We start from the raw sequence: 20,642 nt of genomic DNA on the forward strand, positions 1-20,642 counted from the left end.
TTTTTACTTGTAAGGATTTTTAAATTTTATCTCATGGGTATATAATAGCAAAATCAGAGCATATTTACATAAATCAGCATGACATAATTATGATAGAACAAGTGAAAATTATTAAGCTCACCGGTAATTTAAACGCCACAACTTCACAATATTTTCGACAAAATATTACTGAAACTTTAAAATTGGGTACAAAAATTGTGTTAGTTGATTTCCAAGATGTAACATTTATGGATAGTTCAGGTTTGGGGGCTTTAGTATTAGCTTTTAAAACCTTGCGAGCGGCGGATAGTAAGCTTGTCCTCTGCTCAATTAATGAGCAAGTCAGGATATTATTTGAACTGACTAATATGGATAAAGTATTTGAAATATTTCCTAGCCAAGACGCATTTAATCAGGTTTTAGTCTCAAAGACTTAATGAATCAAAGTTAATTTGCAATATCGATAAATCATCATCAAAAGCATCTTTGGAGTTGAGAGCGACTAAATAACTCAGAACACGATCGAGTTGGCACTCAACCGGATTTTGTAAGCTAACTAGTAGCTGGATAAAAGCATCCAAACTCCAAAGTATGCCATCTAATTTAGTGATTTCATAAGCACCATCACTAAAAATGTAAAGTGTACTAAATTTTTCAATATTGCAAAATTCATCAACATATTTTGCTTCTGGAAACATCCCAACTGGCATACCGGGGGTTTTCAAGAGTTGAACTTCAGACTTTCGTGGAGATGTGCCAGTTACTAAAACTGCTGGTGGATGACCTGCACTAGCATAAATTAACTGGCCGTTGGTTCGGTTGTAAACTCCGTACCAAATCGTAAAGTATTTGTCATTTTGATAATTCATCTGAAAGGTATCATTCAAAGCCTTCAATACCTCGCTAGGCTGATAATAATTTAGGCTTTTGAGCGCACGGGAACGCAGCAGATTCAGCACTGAAACAGAGGGAAGAGTAGCTTTGAGTCCATGTCCGGCAGTATCAAGTAAGTAAATTGCCAGATAATCAGCATCAAGCCAATAGTAATCGAAACAGTCACCGCCAAGTTGCCGTGAGGGAATAAATCGGAAATTTATATTGAAGGGTTCAGTCATGGGAAAAGGCAGTAGCGATCGCACATATTCTGCGGCTTCTGACATTTCTGATTCTAAAAGCAACTTTTGAGCCTGCAAATCTCTACTCAACTGATGCAGACGTAATCCCGCTCTTACCCGTGCTTGTAATTCATTATGCTCGATAGGTTTAGAGATAAAATCATCAGCACCAGCATCTAAACCTTTGACGCAATCGGCAACCGAATCTAAAGATGTTAATAAAATAAAGAATGTGGTGGAAAATTGGGGATCTTTCTTAATGTGGTGGCAGACTTCCAGACCAGTTAACCCCGGCATGATCCAATCACAAATAATTAGTGCTGGACGGTAAGCCAGTGCCTTTTCTATCCCTTCCTCACCGCTACTGGCAGTAACTATGTTATAACCCTGTTTTTCCAGTATCCTTTTGAGAAGTATTCTTATTGAATAATCATCATCAATTATTAATATTTGAAACATAAAAAATTTTACTATATACCAATTAATAAATCATTGTAAAAATAGAAAATAAAATTATTTTATGAGCTAATGAGTCAGTAGCATCTGTATGTTAAAACTACTAACTCATTTCTATTTTTTCGTCGAATTTATGAGTTTTTAATTAGTCATAAAACATTATGGGGGTGCAAGAGGGTTAACCCACAAGAGGATAGTATTTTTTAGCTGGTTCAAGTCGCGGTATGCTTCTTGTTTGAACCATTGCCCTAAAGCATCAAAGGGGGTAAAAGATGTTCCAGTTTGCCATTTAATGTCTTGACCTAGAGGTGTTGTATGAGTTCCTGGTAACGTTTGTGTTGTCACCATCTCATCAAAGCGTTTTTGTAAGATTTTGGTTAAAGCTGCGGATTGGTCAATGGTGTCATTGCTAAATTTTATTAATAAATTGCGCCTGATGTCGTAACGCTCTTGGACAAGCTGGTTGGTTTCCAATGGTGAGGGGGTAAACTCGATTTTGAAAGTAGAATTGAATTGTTCTACTAAGGGGATAGCTTCTTTAGCGGCGTAGTTGTTGAAGGATATTAAAATGTTTCCTGCGCGTTCTACTTTAAAGAGGCTACCAATCAGCAAGTGAAGTTTACAGCCCATACTGTGTCCAATGCCGTAGATAGGGTAGTAAAGCTTGCGTAATGCCCCAGAATCGTGTAAGCGTTCGAGGGTGCGGTCAAAGTTTAGCAGCACAGATTTTGCGATCGCAGTATGATCCAAGGTATTAACGAAAGGCGTAGCAATTACAACATAACCTTTACTTGCCAATTGTTCGAGTAACCAGCGATAAGTGATGTGCGGTGCAGTGGCGACAAATGCACCTCCTAAAAAATGGATGATACCTATGGGATTTCGGGGAATGATTACCCAGTTACCTCTGACTTCTTTCCAGTCCATGCCGATAAGCGATCGCTTTCTTGTATATTCTTTATGTTAGATCGGCGATCGCAACCCTGGGAAGGATTATGGAAAAAGCCATTGAGTATATCTAGCGAGTAGGTTGGAAATCAACCCATCCAGCAGCGTCTATGGACTTATCGAAACCATCTACGCTTTTTCCAACTCTTCCTGAGTACTGAGTGAATGCAGGAATAGTTTCTAAATCCCCATTACAAAACTTAATTACTTTAGTGCAGCGTCTCCTAGAAAGCATGATTACGAATCACGAATTATGTTAAGTAAGTGGGCGCAAATAATCATCACTGGTTCGTAGTTGCGCTTTAGCGCTAAAGCGCAACTACGAGCCAAATACAGAGATTTTACTTTTCGTTACATAGTTTGGTTTTATCTTGTCTACCTACTTAACGCTGAGTCTGTAACCTTTTCATTTCGTGTTGCACATCTAATGCAATCTGTAATGCTTCATTGAGTAATCTTCCATGCTCAGTAGCCTGTTCATTTACTTGCATGGCTGTTAAAGCTGCTAAATTGTTGACGAATAGCTCTGTATTACTAAGGATAAAGCTCTTATTTTCTCTCAAAATTCTTTCTGTCTTCAAAGCCCGAAGTAAATCTGATTTAGTGAGTTTTAGCGCTTCGATAACACTCTCTCTTTCCTTTATAAGCACTTCTGGATTACCAGCTTCTTCTATTTGGTCATTGATATCTATTGCTTTAATAACACTATTATATCTTTCAACATCGCTTAATAAGATTTGCAAAGAATTTGTCATGTTAAATTTGACAACCTTGCTTCTACTTTTCCATATTAAATATAATACCGTCTGTGTAAAAATTCCAACCCAAACACCTAAGATTATTAATAATGTCCAGGATGGAATTGTTATCCATGATAAAAATATTTTTATAAAAATATCAAATAAAAGATAGCTAAAAACACATGTAGTAAAACCAATAAAAACTACAGTTGCCCCTTCCGAGCTTTTAATGTTTTTGATGTATATTTTCGCTAAATTTTTCAGAGGATTTGTAATAATTAAAAGTTTTTCATTGACAGGTAAATTAGTCAGCCTTTGCAGTTCATACTGACTAATTTCCAAGCCTTGTAAATCATACCGCACAGCTTCTCAATCCTTGCCAGAATAGTTATTGAATCTAATATAGCAATCAAATTTATGGAATGCTGGCATTTTGTCTAAACTTTTTCAGGCAAGTTAATACTGCTAGGCAAGGTCAATATTTTTTGTACAATATGATACTCTTTTTTCAAGATAACTATTTCTACTATAAGAAAGAGTAACTACAACAAAAATAAATCAATTGCCTGTAAATGCAATGAAAATTTAATCGGTTATTGTCTTGCTAAAGAACCATTTTCAACTACAATAAACAATAAGATAAAATTCCGCAATAACTAAGATTTTACAGGATTCTCGATTAGTATCATCGCCCAGCCAAAAATAAATTTTAGCAAATTAGAGCTACTATCCACTCAACTGGACTAAAACCCAAGTTCAGTCTTCTTTACAGTAATACCAGGCGTATTGGTTATAAATCCCTTCTGCCCTCTGCCTTTGTGTTAATCCAATACCCAAAAACAAGATCCCCCTAGTCGCTTTTTTCATCGCGCTAGGGGGATCACATATTTGGTAGTCTATAAGAGATTCGGTATAGTTCCTTACGACTCGATTCTATAGCCTATACTTCGGTTTGAGTAGTCTTACTATTAGAATTCATTGTATTTTTACAGCTTCTTAATCAATGCTTCATCCCTGCTGTTCCTTAGGGAGGCAGTATATGTAAGTATGACAGTACGCAATATGCGTCACTTATCATTTTTGTGGATATCTGTAAAAAATATGAAACTCAAGATTGTGGCTACCGTCGCACTGTTAGCGTGTTTCGGGTTTGCACAGCAAGCCTTTGCATCAAATCAGCTAGATTTGGATCAGTTGAAGGCAACAAGTGCCTGTCCCAGGTGTAATTTGAGTGGTGCTGACCTAACTCGACTGAATCTAACTGGAGCAAATTTGCGAGGGGCTGACTTGAGTGGTGCTACATTATCTCAAGCTAATCTTACAAATGCCGATCTCACCGGTGCAAATTTAGAAGCTGCGGTTTTGAATTCGGTCAATCTCAGTGGTGCTTCCTTAACAGGTGCAAATTTGAAAGCAGCATCTCTGGAAAATGCCGATCTGTCTAATGCCGGTTTCCTCAGCGCCAATTTGGAAGCAGCAAACTTAAAAAATGCCAAATTGCAGTTTACCAATTTTCGGGGGGCTAACTTCCGACTAACAACTATGGCCAATGGTGTCGTTACCTCCGACAAGCCCTATAGCTGGTCGTTAGAGAATCAAAATCTTAGAGCATGTAACGAGTTCAAACCCGAAAATACCTTAGGCACAACCTGTTATTCAAAATAAACTGGGGAGTGGGGAATGGGGCATTGATTATTTTCCCTCATCTCCCCCAGCAAGAACTGCCCCTTTGCTTCTGCTTGTATAGCAAAAGCATTTTGTTTGTTAACAATTCTTTATCATGGGAAAAAAGCCTGTAGATTAATTGAATCCATGCTTACCCATATTAAAGACTTAGCAGCAAAACTAGCGCCCCGTTTAATTGAAATTCGCCGCCACATCCACTCTCACCCAGAACTGAGCGGTCAGGAGTACCAAACAGCAGCTTTTGTGGCTGGTGTTTTGTCTTCTAGTGGTCTGCACGTACAAGAAGGAGTTGGTAAAACGGGCGTTATTGGAGAACTGCAAGGCACTAGCCAAAATAACCGTTTATTGGCAATTCGCACCGATATGGATGCCTTGCCAATTCAAGAGAACACCAATTTAGAATATGCCTCTCGCGCAGAGGGTATTATGCACGCTTGTGGTCACGATGTCCACACCACAGTGGGCTTAGGAACGGCAATGGTGCTATCCCGAGTGGGTGAGGAGTTGGGTGGAAAAGTGCGGTTTTTATTTCAGCCAGCTGAGGAAATTGCTCAAGGGGCAAGCTGGATGATGAAAGATGGGGCGATGGAAAATGTCTCAGCTGTATTAGGGGTTCATGTTTTCCCTTCTATCCCCGCAGGATCTATTGGTGTGCGTTACGGGGCTTTGACAGCCGCGGCTGATGATTTAGAAATTCTGATTATGGGAGAATCTGGACACGGGGCGCGTCCTCATGAGGCGATTGATGCGATTTGGATTGCTTGCCAAGTGATTACTGCACTGCAACAAGCCATCAGCCGGACGCAGAATCCCTTGCGTCCTGTAGTATTGAGTATAGGGAAGATTAATGGTGGCAGAGCGCCGAATATAATTGCTGATAAAGTGCAGTTATTGGGAACCGTGCGATCGCTCCATCCTGAAACTCGCGCCCATCTCCCAAACTGGATTGAAAACATTGTATCTAATGTTTGCAATACCTACGGAGCAAAGTATCAAGTCAATTATCGTCAGGGTGTACCCAGTGTCCAAAATGATTATACCCTAACGCAATTGTTGCAATCAGCCGCAGAAGAAGCTTGGAGTAGCGATCGCGTTCAAGTCTTACCCGAACCTTCCCTTGGTGCTGAAGATTTTTCTATGTATTTGGAACATGTCCCTGGTTCTATGTTTCGCTTGGGTGTCGGCTATAAAGAAAGAATGATTAACCACCCATTACACCATCCCCAATTTGAAGTCGATGAATCTGCCATTATCACCGGCGTTGTAACTATGGCATACACCGCTTATAAATACTGTCAGCAACATTTGTAAACAAAAACTCCCAGTCCTGATATGCTGGGAGTTTTTGTTTAATTAACCTTTTTTAGCGGATATAGAAAGCTCGAAAGCATCCTACACATTCGATTCGCTAACAACGCCTAATTTCTGTTGAATTCGGGTCTTGGCGGCTTTGAATTCAGTAGCCAGTTGCTCGGTTTGTTCAGTACTCAAGTTGTTACGAATAGCAGCAAACATTGTGCTTTCTTCTTGACGAATATGGTCGCCAATAGCATCCATCAGCTGTTTGACTTTATCTTTGAATTGAGGTGAAGATGGGCTAATAGCCTTAATTTCCTCTAATGCCTGCTTCGCATGAGCTTGTTCATCAAACAATTCTTGAGTGTTATCTTGACCGTAGAAAGGACGTACTTTTGGATAGACTACTTCCTCTTCAGCTTCAGCGTGAGCAGTAAGATCCTTGTAAATTTGACCGAAATATTCTTGGATCTTCTGTGGATTGTCGCTTTGCAGAAGTTCGGTAAATAGGGTATTTACCTTGTTGTGATCGAGGCGGATAACATCTTGGATATTCAGATCGCTTTTGTCACTGCTTTGGGTAACAGCACTACCTACTACACCACTTACCGCAGCCATAGCGTCTTGAACACGCGCCCAAATTCCTTGATCTGCATCTTGTCCAGTCAATTCACGGACACCGAGAATTTCTAGAATGCCTTTGAGTTGCTCTTGGTGAGCGCGGTTTTCAAAGTTAATCGTATTCAAAGGTGCGATCGCTAACAAAACATCAGCACCAACTTTTTGAGCAGCCTTGTGAACAATCAAGCCACTCATTACTACTTGATGTTTCAGCAATTCATGCTGAGATACTTTTTCATACAGGCTTAATTCAGAACCTTTGAACAATTCACGAGCTTTTTCAATGAATTGTGTAACATTTTTTTTGGGTTCAGCCTGAATGCCATACTGACCAATTACGGTTTCTAGAATGCCAAGATTTTTTTCGTCATCCTTGATGAAATTGCGGATGCGATCGCCAATCTCTGCATCTAGTCCTTGCGTCAAAAGTGATTGCTCATTTTCGATAACCAACTGTTGGAGGGCTTTGATACTTGCAAGTTTTACAGCAATAGCATTGCGTTTCGTATCATCTAAAGTAGCTACCATCCGTGTTCTCCTCGGCAAAGTGTTCGTAATTCTTACTTGATATAACCTTGACACAGAGATTAGGGAGATTCCATCTTTCTTTTGAGCGATCGCTCTCACAACTTAGGGTAGATAAACAAAAATTTTCGTGACATTTTCTCTTCTTATACTTTTAGATAGATAATATTTCAATCTGTGTTCTATCCCCAGGCGGATAAAATTAGGACTTACGCATCAGGTACGAAATGTAGGGGCAATTCATGAATTGCCCCTACGAGAAATCAAGGCTTTGACTACCTTTTTGCGTAAGTCCTGAAAATATTAAAATATTAATAATCTAAGATTTCTTTAAGAACGCTCTTTAAATCCACCTCAGTAGGGCGTTTTTCAAATTGCTCGTGGCTATAAATCCACACAAGCTTGATTACACAATCAGTTGTATTGACTAAATACATTAATCTAATTTGCCCCGAAGCGCCTTTGGATACCTTGAACTCTAGCTTGTGAAATGACCATCCTTGAGGTAATTCAATCTTTCTAGGCAAAGGTTCGTTACGAGAATTAATCGGATATTGGTCTTCAATTAAATCTTCTAAAACTTCTGCGACACACTCAACAAAATCCGATCTGTAGGCTTTTGCCAGTTTATTGAAAGAACGGTTAAAATTATCGGATTTTTCAATCCAGAAGGGAGTTGAGCCAGTTACGCACTTCTCCTTTCCGAATACGAGTTGATGATTCCGAAGTACAAGCGTCCTTTAAAATTTCCTGCATTACAAATTGATAGGCCGGATGGTCACGCTCTATTTGGTCTAGTTTCTGATATCCCAATGCTTTCAAGTCTTCAAGAAGAATTGCCTTAGTTGAGCTAGCTTCAGGTAGCAAACCTAACCTAACCTTTTTCCAAGGAAACTCCAAGTGCGTCATACCACTAAGTTGATAAACATGGTAGCCACCAAAATATTCCCATACTTCTTCTAGAAGTTGTCTTTTATCATCAGGTATTTCTAACAGTAATTCAAGACTTGGAATAGGTAATTGTTTAGCTTCAAATTCACTGTAAAACCTGTAAGCCGGAGGACAAACAGGCCCATAGCGCCATGCTTGTATTTCTTCTTCAAACAATGGCTCGTCATACATGGCCAAATGTAAGCTTTGCGCGTAATACAGAAGCTTTTGAACCTTCATGTTGGTCATTTCTGCTTCTATACCGTCTTCGTAAGCTCTGACGATGAAGTAGCGAGCCACATTTAGACAATCAATCATAATCAGACTCGTAAATTAAGACTGGTTAATTATCCTAGCTATTTTTAACGGTCACTTACAATTATTTTAGTTTAAATCTATTTAAGTAGTACATTTTAACTATAGTACAGCACGAGGTAAATCCAGTTACCATATCAATTAACTAGACAAATTGCTCTGAGGAACTGGTTAGAGGTAGATAAACTTTGGCATCATTTTACGGTGACTTGTACTCAGGCGATCGCAACGCAGCCTTGACAAACCTCACCGCAATTGTGACGATTACGCTAGAATTGTTAAAGGTTCTTTACAGAGTTTGCCGATCATCCCCAATTCTGTTAAAACAGCCTAGCATTCAAATGTAAATCTTATAAACCCCCTCTAGAGTTCACTAAAAGCTTCTATGACGCTCCCAATTCGCAACGTCGCCATTATCGCCCACGTTGACCACGGCAAAACCACCCTGGTTGACGCACTCCTCAAACAATCCGGCATTTTCCGCGAAGGCGAAGACGTTCCGGATTGCGTTATGGACTCCAACGCCCTAGAACGGGAACGGGGTATTACTATCCTGTCGAAAAATACAGCAGTTCGTTACAAAGAAACACTAATCAATATTGTTGACACTCCTGGACACGCTGACTTTGGTGGCGAAGTCGAACGCGTACTTGGCATGGTTGACGGATGTCTTCTGATTGTCGATGCCAATGAAGGCCCGATGCCCCAAACACGCTTTGTACTCAAAAAAGCTTTAGAAAAAGGGCTGCGCCCCATCGTTATTATCAACAAAATTGATCGTGGACAAACTGACCCCCACGTTGCTGTTGATAAAGTTTTGGATCTGTTCTTGGAATTAGGGGCAGATGAAGACCAGTGTGATTTTACTTATCTGTTTGCCTCCGGTATGGCAGGTTTCGCTAAAGAAAGCTTGGAAGCAGAATCGGTAGATATGCAACCTCTTTTTAACGCGATTCTGCAACACGTTCCACCACCAGTAGGCGACAGCAATAAGCCTCTGCAATTGCAAGTTACAACCCTAGATTATTCTGAATATCTGGGACGGATTGTGATTGGCAGAATTCACAACGGTACTATCCGCTCAGGACAACAAGCTGCTTTAGTAACAGAAAATGGCACCATTGTCAAGGGTAAAATTACCAAGTTGATGGGCTTTGATGGACTGAAGCGCGTAGACATGGAAGAAGCAACCGCAGGTTATATTGTGGCGGTGGCTGGTTTCGCTGATGCTTATATTGGGGAGACGATTACTGACCCCAACGAACCGCAAGCTTTACCACTAATTAAAGTGGATGAACCAACGTTACAAATGGCCTTCTGGGTGAATGATTCGCCCTTTGCTGGTCAAGAAGGTAAGTTGGTGACTTCCCGTCAAATACGCGATCGCCTATTCCGCGAACTTGAAACCAACGTTGCTTTGCGTGTCGAAGAAACCGATTCTCCCGATAAATTCCTCGTTTCTGGTCGTGGTGAGTTACACTTGGGTATCTTAATTGAAACCATGCGCCGGGAAGGTTTCGAGTTTCAGGTATCTCAGCCACAGGTAATTTACCGCGAAATCAACGGTCAACCTTGCGAACCTTACGAACTCTTGGTGTTAGACATTCCTGCTGATGGTGTGGGTAGCTGTATTGAACGCCTGGGACAACGCAAAGGCGAAATGCAAGATATGCAACCAGGTAGTGGCGATCGCACCCAGTTAGAGTTTGTCATACCCGCCCGTGGTTTGATTGGTTTCCGGGGTGAATTCATGCGGATGACTCGTGGTGAAGGCATCATGAACCACAGTTTCTTAGACTACCGTCAACTGAGTGGCGACATTGAAGCCCGTAACAAAGGCGTTTTAATCTCCTTTGAAGAAGGCGTTTCTACCTTCTACGCCATGAGAAATGCCGAAGATCGAGGAGCATTCTTTATTGTTCCTGGTACAAAGGTTTACAGAGGCATGATCGTGGGAGAACACACTCGTTCCCAAGATTTGGAATTGAATATCTGTAAGACCAAGCAATTAACCAATCACCGCGCTGCTGGTGGCGATGAATTGGTGCAACTGCAAGCACCGATAGACATGAGCCTAGAGCGTGCTTTGGAATACATCGCGGCCGATGAATTGGTGGAAGTTACACCCCAATCAATTCGTCTGCGGAAGATGTCGAAGAAGTTGGCGAAACGGTAAGTAAAGCAATAACTTAATTGATTTAGAAAGCCCACTGATGTGGGCTTTTTATTTTGTTATTTACAGTTCCCTATCTAATTAGGGATTCGGTTTGCTATGAAAGATTAAGTGATCAGATGTAATCTTCTGTAATATAATTTGACACCGGACGTTTGTTTAAGCAACGGAGGATGAACGAAAATGGTCAGTTCTACTAATACTGCATTGAACATGCCACAAACTTCTCTAGATATTAGAGTTTCAGAGCAAGAAGTCAGTAAACAAGAGTTGCAACCTTTAACACAAGGATTTCAACTGCAATACACACATCCTCATGGACAGCTTTATCAAGGTAATTCAATTGATTGGCTTACATCGCTTGATACTCAAAGCGTTGATCTAGTTTTTGCTGACCCACCTTATAACATTAAGAAAGCTGATTGGGACAACTTTGAGAACCAAGAGAAATATATTGAGTGGTCAATTCAATGGATTAGTCAAGCTTCACGTATCCTCAAGTCAACTGGCTCTTTTTATATTTGTGGTTTTTCCGAAATCTTGGCTGATTTAAAGCATCCAGCATCAAAATATTTCAAAAATTGTCGTTGGTTAATTTGGCACTATAAAAACAAGGCTAACTTAGGTAGTGATTGGGGACGTTCTCATGAAAGCATCATTCATTTTCGTAAATCTGATGCCGTTAAACTAAGTATTGACGATGTGCGAATTCCTTATGGCGCACATACATTAAAATATCCATCTCACCCACAAGCAGAGACAAGCGCCTACGGAAAGGGAGCAATCAAGAAACATAATAACTGGACACCTAACCCAAAAGGTGCAAAGCCCAAAGACGTTATAGAGATTCCTACTACTTGTAATGGTATGGGTGAGACAACACCCCATCCAACTCAAAAGCCAGAAGAATTATTGAGAAAATTTGTTCTTGCATCATCCAAAGAAGGAGATTTGGTCATTGACCCATTTTCAGGTTCAGGAACAACTCTTGTGGTTGCAGAGCAACTTAACCGTCGCTGGATGGGCTGTGATCTAAATATTGAGTACAACTGTTGGGCAACTAGACGATTAGAAAATGTCCGTCGTATGACAAAGGAAGAATGGATAGCCTTTGATCGTAAAAATGCAGAAAGAAGAGAGTCTATCCGATGAGTCTACAGGATTTGGTAAATCACGCAGTAGACAAACAACGTTTTCAAACTATTCAAGACTACATTACCTTTTGTAGGAATTATCTACAATTTATAACGAAGGGCTTGCAAGCCAGAATTGTTTCACAAAATGAAAATCATTACCAGTTTTATCAATATCAAAATGATGGTTATTACAACATTACTCGCCCGATAAATACTAACTTAATGTATGAGTCAGAAACATTTGATATTGCTTCTAATCAGTTTTTACAAGCTCTTGAGCAGTTGCGAGAGAGGCAGTTACCTGATGACTCATTGAGGCAGGTTTTCATTTCTACCATCTATACAGTTCAGCAAGCTATTGGGGCTGCCCTCGACGCATTACCTTCTGGAAAGTCTAACCAAGCTCGTAAAGTCAATGGGGATCTTTTCGAGCGTCTAATTCGACTTTTGATTGTATCTCTCAACGTAGATTGTGTTTCTGGAACAGTACAAGTTCCGGTTAGAGATGAGAACGGCTCAATCTTATTTCATACTAGCTATCAGCATGACTTGTTGATTAGTAAAGACGACGAACTCAAGATAATTGGTTCGGTTAAAACTTCGAGTAAAGACCGTATTGATAAAATTTTTGTAGATAAGTTTTTATACAACAAGCTAACCAGCACTGCTTTGCCTCACATTGCAATTTTCTTGAACGATGTGCAGAGAAAAAAAGCAAAGCAGCAAAATCGTTATGGCATTAATGCAACGTTTTTGCCAGGACACTTCAAAGCTTACACTATCAAACTAAATCCACTTGATGGTGTATATTACTGCGATATTCGTCCGAATATGATTACGGATGGATTGCTTTCACAACACATCCAGACCATTGACAATCTATTTTATCGTGATATTTGGCAGTTACTCAGTAGTAATGGGCAGTCTCTGGAAGAAGTTGAAATTGAGGAAGGTGAGAACGAGGAAAGCGAATAATAATGAAGTCACTGAAGCTCAAGGCTAGCCGTATGTATGGATATAGATGCGAGTATTGCGAAGGAACTGTTCAACCTAGAATTGTCAAGCGCGAGGCATTTAAACATAGAGATGGATTTGTCATCCTCGAAGATGTGACGATTGGTGTTTGTGATACCTGTGACAATCGGTACTATTCTGCCTATATTTTTCATGCGGTTCATGCTGTTGCAACTGGAGCCAAACCCCCTGAAATAACCGAACAAATTCCGGTCACTCATCTATAATCAGCATAATCAACGCCGCGTCAAGTTAGATCCTCAAGTTATTGGTAAAGACAGATCGCTAGCCAGCAGACATTTTTAGACAAAGCGATGTCTACGACGGGCTATTCGGCGTCGCAATAAAGCAAATCATGAAAGAGCGATCGCAAACAAATCAATTATTTTCAAAGCTTATAATAGTGATGCTGGCAAAGGGTATGTCATAATTCAGGCAGGGATTGCTAGAGGTGAACGCGATGCCCCCACTACTCGACCGAACTACCGACCAACGCATTGTCCATTATGGGACGTGGGAACAGTTCAAGTTCATCCAAAAAGGTTTTGACGGTTCTCCTGGTGTGCGACTGTTTTACTATGACGATACAATCGAGATTCTCATGCCGGGACGCGAACATGAAATTTTTGCCAGTATCATCGGTTATTTAGTGACAACCTTTCTCGTCGAAAAAGGCATTTTTTTTCAGCCAACCCGATCGATGACCCAGGAAAAAGAAGGGGTTGTCTCCGTTCAAGCCGACGAGTCCTACTGCATTGGTAGCGTTAAATCGATTCCAGATTTGTCCATCGAAGTCGTTTTTACCAGTGGTGGTATCAGCAAGTTAGAACGCTATAAAGTTCTGGGAGTACTGGAAGTCTGGTTTTGGGAAGATGGGCTGTTAACGCTCTATCATCTCCATGACGGCAGCTATGAACGCGTCGATCGCAGCCAACTGCCCGGACTCAATGACCTCAATTTGGATTTACTCAGACGCTACATTTTGATGGCTCAGACTGATGCTGGAGAAGCTATTAGAGCATTTCGTCGAGAGATTTAATGCATAGACATCGCTAACCAGTAGGCATTCTTACAGAAAGCGATGTCTACGATAGGCTATTCGGCGATCGCCATTGCCGAAATGCTACTCGCCAAGAGAAGAGGTTTTATGAACAAGGAAGTTGAAAACGAAATGGAAGATGAATTACGTCCTGAGTACGACTTCGCTCAAATGGCAAGCGGGGTTAGAGGTAAATATGTTGAACGGTATCGTACAAAAACCAACCTAGTACTTTTAGCTCCCGATGTTGCCCAAGCTTTTCCCAACGATAAAGCAGTTAATGAGGCATTAAGGTTGTTAATCCAGGTCGCCCAGCGCCAGCAGCCCAACACAACGCTATGAACAATCTTGATCTCAAAATGCTACTTGTTCCAACGGCCGAGCCACTTGGGATTATAACGGAATTATGAAAAATATTGGGTTGACGCAAGGAAAAATTACAGTTCCAGAAAGTACGACTCTAGACGAATTCTTAAAACTTCCATACATTGATGAGTCACCAGCTTGGGAATATCTTAACAAAGAGGCAATTCAGAAACCAATGGCAGGAGGCAAACACAGTTTATTGCAAAAACGTTTAGTTGCTGTGATTGATACGTTGGACAGTAACTACGAAGCTTTTCCTGAATTGCGCTGTACCTGCGGTAATCGTTCGGTAGTTCCTGATGTGGTTGTTATCTCCACAAATCAAATACCACTGGATGAAAGCGGTGATATTATTAGCAGTGGTATTGATTTTGCACCCCCTTGGGTAATAGAAATTCTTTCCCCTGCTCAAAGTCAAACTAAAGTAACTGGCAATATTTTACACTGTTTGAGAAATGGCAGTCAGCTAGGATGGTTGATTGATCCAAGTGAACGCTGTATTTTAGTCTATCAGCCTAATTCTTTACCAGATTTGTTAGCAGGACAAGATATATTACCAGTGTTAAAAGATTTGAATTTTATCCTCTCTGCTGATGAAGTTTTTGGTTGGTTACATCGGAAAAATTGACATATTCCTTTAGTGTAGAAAAAGCAATTTTTATAGTTCAGGTAAATAATTTTCATCTAATAATTGTACAAGAGTGTAAGGGCATTTTTCTAGAAAAACAGTTAAATCGGTTTTAATTTTCACAAAATCAACGGCACTTTGATAAATATTTTCTAAATCATCCTGCAACTTGTTTATTAAATTCGTCGTTAAATGATTATTTAAGTCATATCTAAAGGTTTTAATTTCTCCAATCCAATGACGATAGTTTCTTTCATATTCCACCTGCCAATATTGGAGTAATAATATATGAATAATAATTTGCCTTAAAAGACTTTTGGCTTTAGCTAAATCTCTTTTAACCAAACTGATTAATTCCTCAATTAGGTTTTCTAAATCAAGTTGGTGAAACTGTTTTTGTTTTAAGAATTCAATAGTTTCTTCTAACCATAAATTATCATCGGTTTCATAGAGTTGTTTTAAGTTGGTAGTCATTGTCATATTTTTACCTTCTACCTACATTCCATAATTGAATGATATACAATTATAAATTTCTAGATGCAAACGACCAAAATTGCAAAAACGTTTAGTTGTAGTGATTGATGCCTTGGGCAGTAACTACGAAGCTTTTCCTGAATACTGAACGAAAAAGCAGGGTGCGTTTTTTGACTTAAAATGGTGAATAATCTGAATAGAGGTTTTCTATGAGCATCAGTCTCACACCCGATCAAGAACGCTTTATTCAAACCAAGCTCCAGTCTGGGAAATATCGCTCCGCAGAAGAAGCCCTTGAAATTGCCTTACGGTTTGCTTGATGAATACGATCGCACTGATGCTGAATGGGTGGAAGATGTGCGAGAAAAAATTGATGCGGCGATTTTAGCTTCAGATCAAACGCCTCCTATTGATGGAGAGACATTCGTAAACCAAATTTTAGAGCGGTTTCGACAACGACATCAGGCGCAAGCATGAGTCGCTACGTCATCAACATTCTTGCCAGCCGAGATATCAATGAAATTGCCGACTACTTTGCTCAAACTAACGTTGAAAAAGCTTTTTTAGCAAACTCCTGAGACACTGTGAATTTAGGCTGGTGTTGGGTTAAAAAAGAAACATGAATTTTATCAAACCCATCACCAATTGGTTAGAAACCCGCGCCAGTGCCCCTGCTTATGGCGGCTGGGTACTAGCAGCAACGGCTATTTGTTTTTTTGGCGCAGGTATTAATACGATGGCTGGTTGGCTGTACGCCATTAGCGGCATCAGTTTTGCCCTTTTGGGTGTAGCAGCCATCTTACCGCCGCGATCGCTCACAAATCTATCCATCACCCGCCGTCCCATTCAACCTGTGTCAGCAGGCGACGATCTAACTGTGGAATTAGAAATCCGCAATCAGACACAGCAGCCTGTGAGCTTATTGCAAGTTGAGGATATGTTGCCCTTCGTCTTAGGAAAACCAGTACAAAAGGCCATCGAGACAATTCCTAGTAAAGGTAGTTACCGTTGGGTATATTACCACCCTACTGTGCGCCGAGGAGTTTATCGTTGGCACACAGTTGAACTGGGTTCTGGTGCGCCTTTGGGATTATTTTGGTGTCGCCGTCAGCGTGATTCTGCTGCCACAGCGATCGTCTATCCTACAGTATTACCCTTGGCTACCTGCCCCCTAGTAGACGAAATGGGGCAAGAAGAAAGCAAAAGGGGCGATCCTCGTGGTAAACCTTTGCAGACAGCGACAACAGGGCTGGTGCGATCGCTCCGCCCTTATCGTGTAGGAGATCCTACCCGTCTAATCCACTGGCGGACTAGCGCCCGTTATGGGGAATTAAGGGTACGGGAGTTAGAAATGGTTACAGGTGGACAAGAAATAGTTATTGCCCTTGACAGTGCTAGCAATTGGGAAGAAGAAAACTTTGAACAAGCAGTAATTGCCGCAGCTTCGCTGTACTTTTATGCACAGCAACAGCAATTACAGGTGCAACTATGGACAGCATCTACAGATTTAATCAAAGGCGATGCCTACGGCAAGCCCGGAGGTCTACGCTTTGTTCTAGAAACCTTAGCAGCAACCACCGCTCTAGAAGATGCCAGTTCAGTAATTCCTAAAAGCCATCCTTTGATTTGGCTAACTCAAAACTCCCTGAGCCTTGCTACTCTTCCTCAAGGCAGTCGCTGGATAATGTGGCCAAATATTTCCTCACCAGGAGAACAAGAGGTAATCAATTGGGAACACCCTGGTATAGTTTTACAAAGCGATCGCCCACTGCAACCCCAGCTACAAAAAACATTAAATTCAGGGTAACTGAAAGTTAAGAGATTTAGAAACCCTTCATTTATATGAAGGGGTAATCGCATCACTCTACGGGAGTCATTTTACATAATTCTTGGAACAGTAAGTTTACTACTTTACTCATCAGCTTGCCTTGGATGTGCTTACCACCTAGCAGTTTCTCACCTTGCTCAGTGACGTGAGCTTTGAGTGAGTCACGATAGTTAATCAATTCCTTGGTTAGGTCATTGCTTGGCAGTCTTCCAGTTTCTACACCAGTTAGGACATACTGCCAGAGGCTAATTCTACACAAGGATGAACCGCTTGGTTTTTCAACAAGTCCATCCCCGGACTGTTCTAGAACGGTTCCCATACCCAAACGCATTTTGAAAGTGTCGCGGCTGCGGTTGCGTTTAATTCGCTTGGTATCACCGGCTAATCGCCGGACAGTGGTTTGTGCGTCTTTGCGCTCCCGCTCCGTTTTCTTTACCTCCCGAACCTCGTACTCAATAACGGGCTTACCGTTAACACCCAGGAAGGACTCAAAAGGATAAATCCTGGTAAGTAAACGCGATCGCACTCGTAAACCAAAACCGAACTTATTAAACACGCTCATGTAAGGAGTAAATGCTGAACAGGAAAGCATTTCACTGATTCTTGCTTCCAAGCGCTGCTCGTAAAGTGAGATATCACACATCCATTCGGCGTGTAGTTCCAAGATTGGGTCAATCTCAATTCCGTAGTCTTTGGCAATGGATATTTTATAGCGATTTTCGATTCGGGTTTTCCCGGCGGGCGAAATTTCGAGCCTTTTAGCTAACCATCCCCAAAGGGGCGGTAAAAATCCAGTCTTGCCAGATGCGCTTTTAGTGTGCGCCACTTCTGGGAATTGCCAAGCCAGAAGCTGTCTAGCATAGTTCACAATTGGCGATTGCACCCGGTTAAGGTGTTCAAGTTGCTGGCACAGATCGCGGAGTTCATCAATCGGTTCGGGGCGGTGCATGAGGAAATACCTCAGATTTAATTCGCCAGTCTCCAGTCGGTGATCTGGATCGTGACCGTAGGCGGCCATTGCTAAAGCATCAGCTGGGTCACTTTTATTTGGTAAATTTTACCTCCGCGATAACGCCGCAATTCGACATGACCCACCCACAACATTTTGATTTCTAACTTATTGAGGATAGATGCCCACAGTCTTGAATAGTGGTTTCCTGTTGGTTCTAAGATTGCATAATCTGGTTTAATTTCTGCTAGGTAATCGGCAAAGTCAAAAGCTGATTTTTGCTGATTCTTAGCATCAGGATTGGAGTAAAAAGCCGGATATAAAGTAGATGCTTTATTTCTTGTTTTATTCCAATATGCTTGCAATCCTCCCTTGGGATACTGTGTTAAAATGTGAGTTGTTACACTTGATTTACTAACATCAATTCCCAAAATTGTTAATTCTATTTTCATGGTTCTGCGAGATATGAGTGATGCTTTTTGGGGACTGGCATCCCTTGAGTAGCCCGAACTTAATAGCGCACGAATCACCCTAACGCCCCACCATAAGAGGGGCGCGATTCAGGAGTAAACGCATTCGGGGAATTAACTAGAGTTGTGCCGCGCATGAAGGGAGGAACGCCTTATATTAAAGGCGCAATTCATTCTGAACACTGCAATTTCTCTAATTAACTTGCTGATTGTTTTGGACACAATCCGCGACGGTGGTTGATTCCACCGTTTCGGCTACTGTGTCAAGTAGCCCGCGCCGTGGCAAGCGCGATCGCAATATCAATTGCAATTCATCAGGCGGTTAATCTATGTGCTATTTTTTACTTGTTGGAATCGATTAATCAATTGCGATCGCGCCCCAAAAACGCGATCGCAGTTGATTTAAGCTATCCTTGGGTAACTCCCTGGGGTTGATCGAACACTACCTCAAATATCCCCCCTCCCTGACGAAGGATGCTGGTGTAAGCATCGGCATCAGTGCGGGTACGAAATCGATAAACACAAGCACTTTGACCATTGGGCAGGCGTTGAAAAATTGCCCACGGTCTTAATTCATCCCGGTAATTCATAAAATAAAATTCCTAATTGTGTAAAAAACACCAGCGCAAATGTTACCAGTCACGCTGGTTATTCCCTATCAAAATCATGTACACAGTGTTTAGGAGCGGATTATCCCATAGGCACTACCTCCGTATCATTAAGACTGCGACCCCATCGGACTTGACCCGTCAGCGCTTCAAGCAATCCTTCTCTGTCGGACAAAGGTAAAGAACTGTTGATCTGATGACCGACCACATAAATGTCATCGCGGCATCTACCGGGAGACTCGTCGCACAATTGGGCCGCCAGAGTAGAAATTAAAAACAGCTTTTCGTGTCTGGTCATCAATTCAAATGTGCTACCGTACTGCTCCTGGAGGGATTCCAGCAAGGAGCCATCATTTAGGGTGTAACTCGTGAAATATCCCACGGGCTTACTCATTTGTATATTTCCTTGATCATTTTGTTTTCTAGGTAAGTGTGCAGACATCAAAGATTACCGCACGGAAAACTCGTTTCCGCGCCCGGTTCAAGGTGATTACAGGGTGTGTCCGCGCAAGGACAAGGCGCGGGTGCTGGCTCCGGTTTATTGGGATGCCCTGCAAGGTCGCAGGGGGGAGCTGTCTTGTCAATCGAGTTATTTTCATATATAACTGTTTTTAGTATATTATATGAATGAAACCTGTCAAGCGTTTTATTCATATAAAAAGGTTTTGTTCATACAATAAAATGAGGGTATTGTTGTGATATGCGAAAATGGCCAGACCCAAGAAACTAGCAGAAGACTCAATTCGAGCGACATTTTTGATCAGTCAGAAAGATTGGGAGGACTTCAAGCTTCAGGCGCAATCAATGGGATTGAACAGATCAGACTTAATCAGGCTGATTGCTCAACGCAAGATATCTCTGGGAGAGCAAATAAACGCAGAGTCGATCCTCCTGGGAAAATCGTAGAGCGCCTGAAGCGCATTGAGGATAGACATCTTTCACATCTCAAAGCTCATCAACATCTCCTAGAATCTCAACTTGATCATGTTAAGGAGGAACAGCAAGAGTTCCGAAAAGAACTTCAAGAGCTTGAGGAAGAAATTTACAATTTAGTTTCGAGTGAGGGTAAGTCTCAGCGACCCAGTGAACCAGAAGAATCTGAATAAAACCGTCCTGCCTGATGTGGTAAGGACGGTTTTGTTTTGCGATCGCGGGTGGGGGGATGGGGAGATTTGTGCGATCGCGGCTGGGGGGATGGGGGGATTTGTGCGATCAGCTACGCTGGGCGGTTACGCCATCGCGTCTGACCAATGACCAATGACTAATAACCAATGACTAAACAAAAAATCTCATCAAAGCTAGTTCGAGCTAGAAGCCTAGCCATGTACGAGCTAGAGCAATTTATC

At 41.4% G+C, this 20,642-nt stretch carries 28 protein-coding genes; 17 read left to right on the forward strand and 11 right to left on the reverse strand.

Translation table 11 applies throughout. The features are described 5' to 3' along the window. The first annotated feature begins 89 nt into the window (after positions 1-89). Positions 90-416: an STAS domain-containing protein gene (locus V7K73_RS07920; protein ID WP_334878737.1), complete on the forward strand. Its 327-nt coding sequence runs from the start codon at positions 90-92 to the stop codon at positions 414-416. Here V7K73_RS07920 and V7K73_RS07925 read toward each other — a convergent pair. From V7K73_RS07925 to V7K73_RS07935, 3 genes are all read right to left on the reverse strand, one after another. Then, positions 405-1,553, reverse strand: coding sequence for a PP2C family protein-serine/threonine phosphatase (locus V7K73_RS07925; RefSeq protein WP_334878739.1), 1,149 nt, complete (start codon positions 1,551-1,553; stop codon positions 405-407). The two genes, V7K73_RS07920 and V7K73_RS07925, sit on opposite strands and share 12 nt — an antisense overlap. A gap of 156 nt (positions 1,554-1,709) precedes the next feature. Next, a complete protein-coding gene (locus tag V7K73_RS07930; protein WP_334878741.1) occupies positions 1,710-2,477 on the reverse strand; it encodes a DUF1350 family protein in 768 nt (255 codons plus the stop codon). A gap of 404 nt (positions 2,478-2,881) precedes the next feature. Next, positions 2,882-3,601, reverse strand: coding sequence for a hypothetical protein (locus V7K73_RS07935; RefSeq protein WP_334878743.1), 720 nt, complete (start codon positions 3,599-3,601; stop codon positions 2,882-2,884). A 738-nt stretch (positions 3,602-4,339) separates the two neighbouring features. On the opposite strand from V7K73_RS07935, the gene V7K73_RS07940 reads away from it, so the two are divergent. Next, the gene (locus V7K73_RS07940) at positions 4,340-4,903 is read left to right on the forward strand and encodes a pentapeptide repeat-containing protein (RefSeq protein WP_334878788.1); all 564 of its coding nucleotides are present in this window, start codon (positions 4,340-4,342) and stop codon (positions 4,901-4,903) included. Positions 4,904-5,050: 147 nt separating this feature from the next. Next, on the forward strand, positions 5,051-6,235 hold the full coding sequence (locus tag V7K73_RS07945; RefSeq protein WP_334878745.1) for a M20 family metallopeptidase: 1,185 nt from the start codon (positions 5,051-5,053) through the stop codon (positions 6,233-6,235). A gap of 81 nt (positions 6,236-6,316) precedes the next feature. Here the strand turns inward: V7K73_RS07945 and V7K73_RS07950 are convergent, their stop codons facing one another. From V7K73_RS07950 to V7K73_RS07960, 3 genes are all read right to left on the reverse strand, one after another. Next, the gene (locus tag V7K73_RS07950; RefSeq protein ID WP_334878746.1) at positions 6,317-7,369 is read right to left on the reverse strand and encodes a hemerythrin domain-containing protein; all 1,053 of its coding nucleotides are present in this window, start codon (positions 7,367-7,369) and stop codon (positions 6,317-6,319) included. Between the two features lie 308 nt (positions 7,370-7,677). After that, a complete protein-coding gene (locus V7K73_RS07955) occupies positions 7,678-7,893 on the reverse strand; it encodes a hypothetical protein (protein WP_334878748.1) in 216 nt (71 codons plus the stop codon). 133 nt (positions 7,894-8,026) lie between these two features. Further along, positions 8,027-8,614 (reverse strand): Panacea domain-containing protein, encoded by a 588-nt coding sequence (locus V7K73_RS07960; protein ID WP_334878749.1) that lies wholly within the window; start codon positions 8,612-8,614, stop codon positions 8,027-8,029. A 185-nt stretch (positions 8,615-8,799) separates the two neighbouring features. Here V7K73_RS07960 and V7K73_RS07965 point away from each other — a divergent pair, with 185 nt between their 5' ends. The 8 genes from V7K73_RS07965 to V7K73_RS08000 all read left to right on the forward strand — a co-directional run bounded on the left by V7K73_RS07965 (position 8,800) and on the right by V7K73_RS08000 (position 14,967). Next, complete coding sequence (locus tag V7K73_RS07965; RefSeq protein WP_334878751.1) at positions 8,800-8,958, forward strand: hypothetical protein; 159 nt, start codon at positions 8,800-8,802, stop codon at positions 8,956-8,958. A gap of 38 nt (positions 8,959-8,996) precedes the next feature. Beyond that, on the forward strand, positions 8,997-10,787 hold the full coding sequence (gene typA / locus V7K73_RS07970) for a translational GTPase TypA (RefSeq protein ID WP_334878753.1): 1,791 nt from the start codon (positions 8,997-8,999) through the stop codon (positions 10,785-10,787). 180 nt (positions 10,788-10,967) lie between these two features. Further along, positions 10,968-11,936 (forward strand): DNA-methyltransferase, encoded by a 969-nt coding sequence (locus tag V7K73_RS07975; protein WP_334878755.1) that lies wholly within the window; start codon positions 10,968-10,970, stop codon positions 11,934-11,936. Beyond that, positions 11,933-12,895 (forward strand): hypothetical protein, encoded by a 963-nt coding sequence (locus tag V7K73_RS07980; RefSeq protein WP_334878757.1) that lies wholly within the window; start codon positions 11,933-11,935, stop codon positions 12,893-12,895. Before V7K73_RS07975 ends, V7K73_RS07980 begins: the two co-directional genes overlap by 4 nt. A 32-nt stretch (positions 12,896-12,927) precedes the next feature. Further along, a complete protein-coding gene (locus tag V7K73_RS07985) occupies positions 12,928-13,161 on the forward strand; it encodes a YgiT-type zinc finger protein (RefSeq protein WP_334878759.1) in 234 nt (77 codons plus the stop codon). A gap of 233 nt (positions 13,162-13,394) precedes the next feature. Further along, a complete protein-coding gene (locus V7K73_RS07990; RefSeq protein WP_334878761.1) occupies positions 13,395-13,973 on the forward strand; it encodes a Uma2 family endonuclease in 579 nt (192 codons plus the stop codon). 108 nt (positions 13,974-14,081) lie between these two features. Continuing rightward, positions 14,082-14,315, forward strand: coding sequence for a hypothetical protein (locus V7K73_RS07995; protein WP_334878790.1), 234 nt, complete (start codon positions 14,082-14,084; stop codon positions 14,313-14,315). A 64-nt stretch (positions 14,316-14,379) separates the two neighbouring features. Continuing rightward, positions 14,380-14,967: a Uma2 family endonuclease gene (locus V7K73_RS08000; protein ID WP_334878763.1), complete on the forward strand. Its 588-nt coding sequence runs from the start codon at positions 14,380-14,382 to the stop codon at positions 14,965-14,967. A gap of 30 nt (positions 14,968-14,997) precedes the next feature. On the opposite strand, the gene V7K73_RS08005 is transcribed toward V7K73_RS08000, so the two are convergent. Then, the gene (locus V7K73_RS08005; protein WP_334878765.1) at positions 14,998-15,447 is read right to left on the reverse strand and encodes a DUF29 domain-containing protein; all 450 of its coding nucleotides are present in this window, start codon (positions 15,445-15,447) and stop codon (positions 14,998-15,000) included. Between the two features lie 203 nt (positions 15,448-15,650). On the opposite strand from V7K73_RS08005, the gene V7K73_RS08010 reads away from it, so the two are divergent. From V7K73_RS08010 to V7K73_RS08020, 3 genes are all read left to right on the forward strand, one after another. Then, positions 15,651-15,761: a ribbon-helix-helix domain-containing protein gene (locus V7K73_RS08010; RefSeq protein ID WP_334878767.1), complete on the forward strand. Its 111-nt coding sequence runs from the start codon at positions 15,651-15,653 to the stop codon at positions 15,759-15,761. Further along, positions 15,736-15,918, forward strand: coding sequence for a hypothetical protein (locus V7K73_RS08015; protein WP_334878769.1), 183 nt, complete (start codon positions 15,736-15,738; stop codon positions 15,916-15,918). Before V7K73_RS08010 ends, V7K73_RS08015 begins: the two co-directional genes overlap by 26 nt. A gap of 142 nt (positions 15,919-16,060) precedes the next feature. Beyond that, positions 16,061-17,248, forward strand: a complete 1,188-nt coding sequence (locus V7K73_RS08020) for a DUF58 domain-containing protein (RefSeq protein ID WP_334878771.1) — start codon at positions 16,061-16,063, stop codon at positions 17,246-17,248. 52 nt (positions 17,249-17,300) lie between these two features. Here V7K73_RS08020 and V7K73_RS08025 read toward each other — a convergent pair whose 3' ends face one another. Both V7K73_RS08025 and V7K73_RS08030 read right to left on the reverse strand, forming a co-directional pair. Next, entirely contained in the window at positions 17,301-18,287 is a 987-nt protein-coding gene (locus V7K73_RS08025; RefSeq protein WP_334878773.1) for an IS110 family transposase, read from the reverse strand. A gap of 2 nt (positions 18,288-18,289) precedes the next feature. Next, positions 18,290-18,670, reverse strand: a complete 381-nt coding sequence (locus V7K73_RS08030; protein WP_334878775.1) for a hypothetical protein — start codon at positions 18,668-18,670, stop codon at positions 18,290-18,292. A 255-nt stretch (positions 18,671-18,925) separates the two neighbouring features. On the opposite strand from V7K73_RS08030, the gene V7K73_RS08035 reads away from it, so the two are divergent. Beyond that, positions 18,926-19,123, forward strand: a complete 198-nt coding sequence (locus V7K73_RS08035; protein WP_334878777.1) for a hypothetical protein — start codon at positions 18,926-18,928, stop codon at positions 19,121-19,123. Here the strand turns inward: V7K73_RS08035 and V7K73_RS08040 are convergent. Both V7K73_RS08040 and V7K73_RS08045 read right to left on the reverse strand, forming a co-directional pair. Then, on the reverse strand, positions 19,096-19,278 hold the full coding sequence (locus V7K73_RS08040) for a hypothetical protein (protein WP_334878779.1): 183 nt from the start codon (positions 19,276-19,278) through the stop codon (positions 19,096-19,098). The two genes, V7K73_RS08035 and V7K73_RS08040, sit on opposite strands and share 28 nt — an antisense overlap. A 100-nt stretch (positions 19,279-19,378) precedes the next feature. Beyond that, positions 19,379-19,690, reverse strand: coding sequence for a hypothetical protein (locus V7K73_RS08045; protein ID WP_334878781.1), 312 nt, complete (start codon positions 19,688-19,690; stop codon positions 19,379-19,381). 301 nt (positions 19,691-19,991) lie between these two features. Here V7K73_RS08045 and V7K73_RS08050 point away from each other — a divergent pair, with 301 nt between their 5' ends. Together V7K73_RS08050 and V7K73_RS08055 are read left to right on the forward strand one after the other, a co-directional pair. Continuing rightward, on the forward strand, positions 19,992-20,402 hold the full coding sequence (locus V7K73_RS08050; protein ID WP_334878782.1) for a hypothetical protein: 411 nt from the start codon (positions 19,992-19,994) through the stop codon (positions 20,400-20,402). Next, positions 20,380-20,550 carry a hypothetical protein gene (locus V7K73_RS08055; RefSeq protein ID WP_334878783.1) on the forward strand — a complete coding sequence of 57 codons (171 nt, stop codon included), beginning with the start codon at positions 20,380-20,382 and terminating at the stop codon, positions 20,548-20,550. The genes V7K73_RS08050 and V7K73_RS08055 overlap by 23 nt, the downstream gene beginning before the upstream one ends. Positions 20,551-20,642: the final 92 nt, after the last annotated feature.

This window comes from Nostoc sp., assembly GCF_036916975.1.
Lineage (GTDB): Bacteria > Cyanobacteriota > Cyanobacteriia > Cyanobacteriales > Nostocaceae > Nostoc.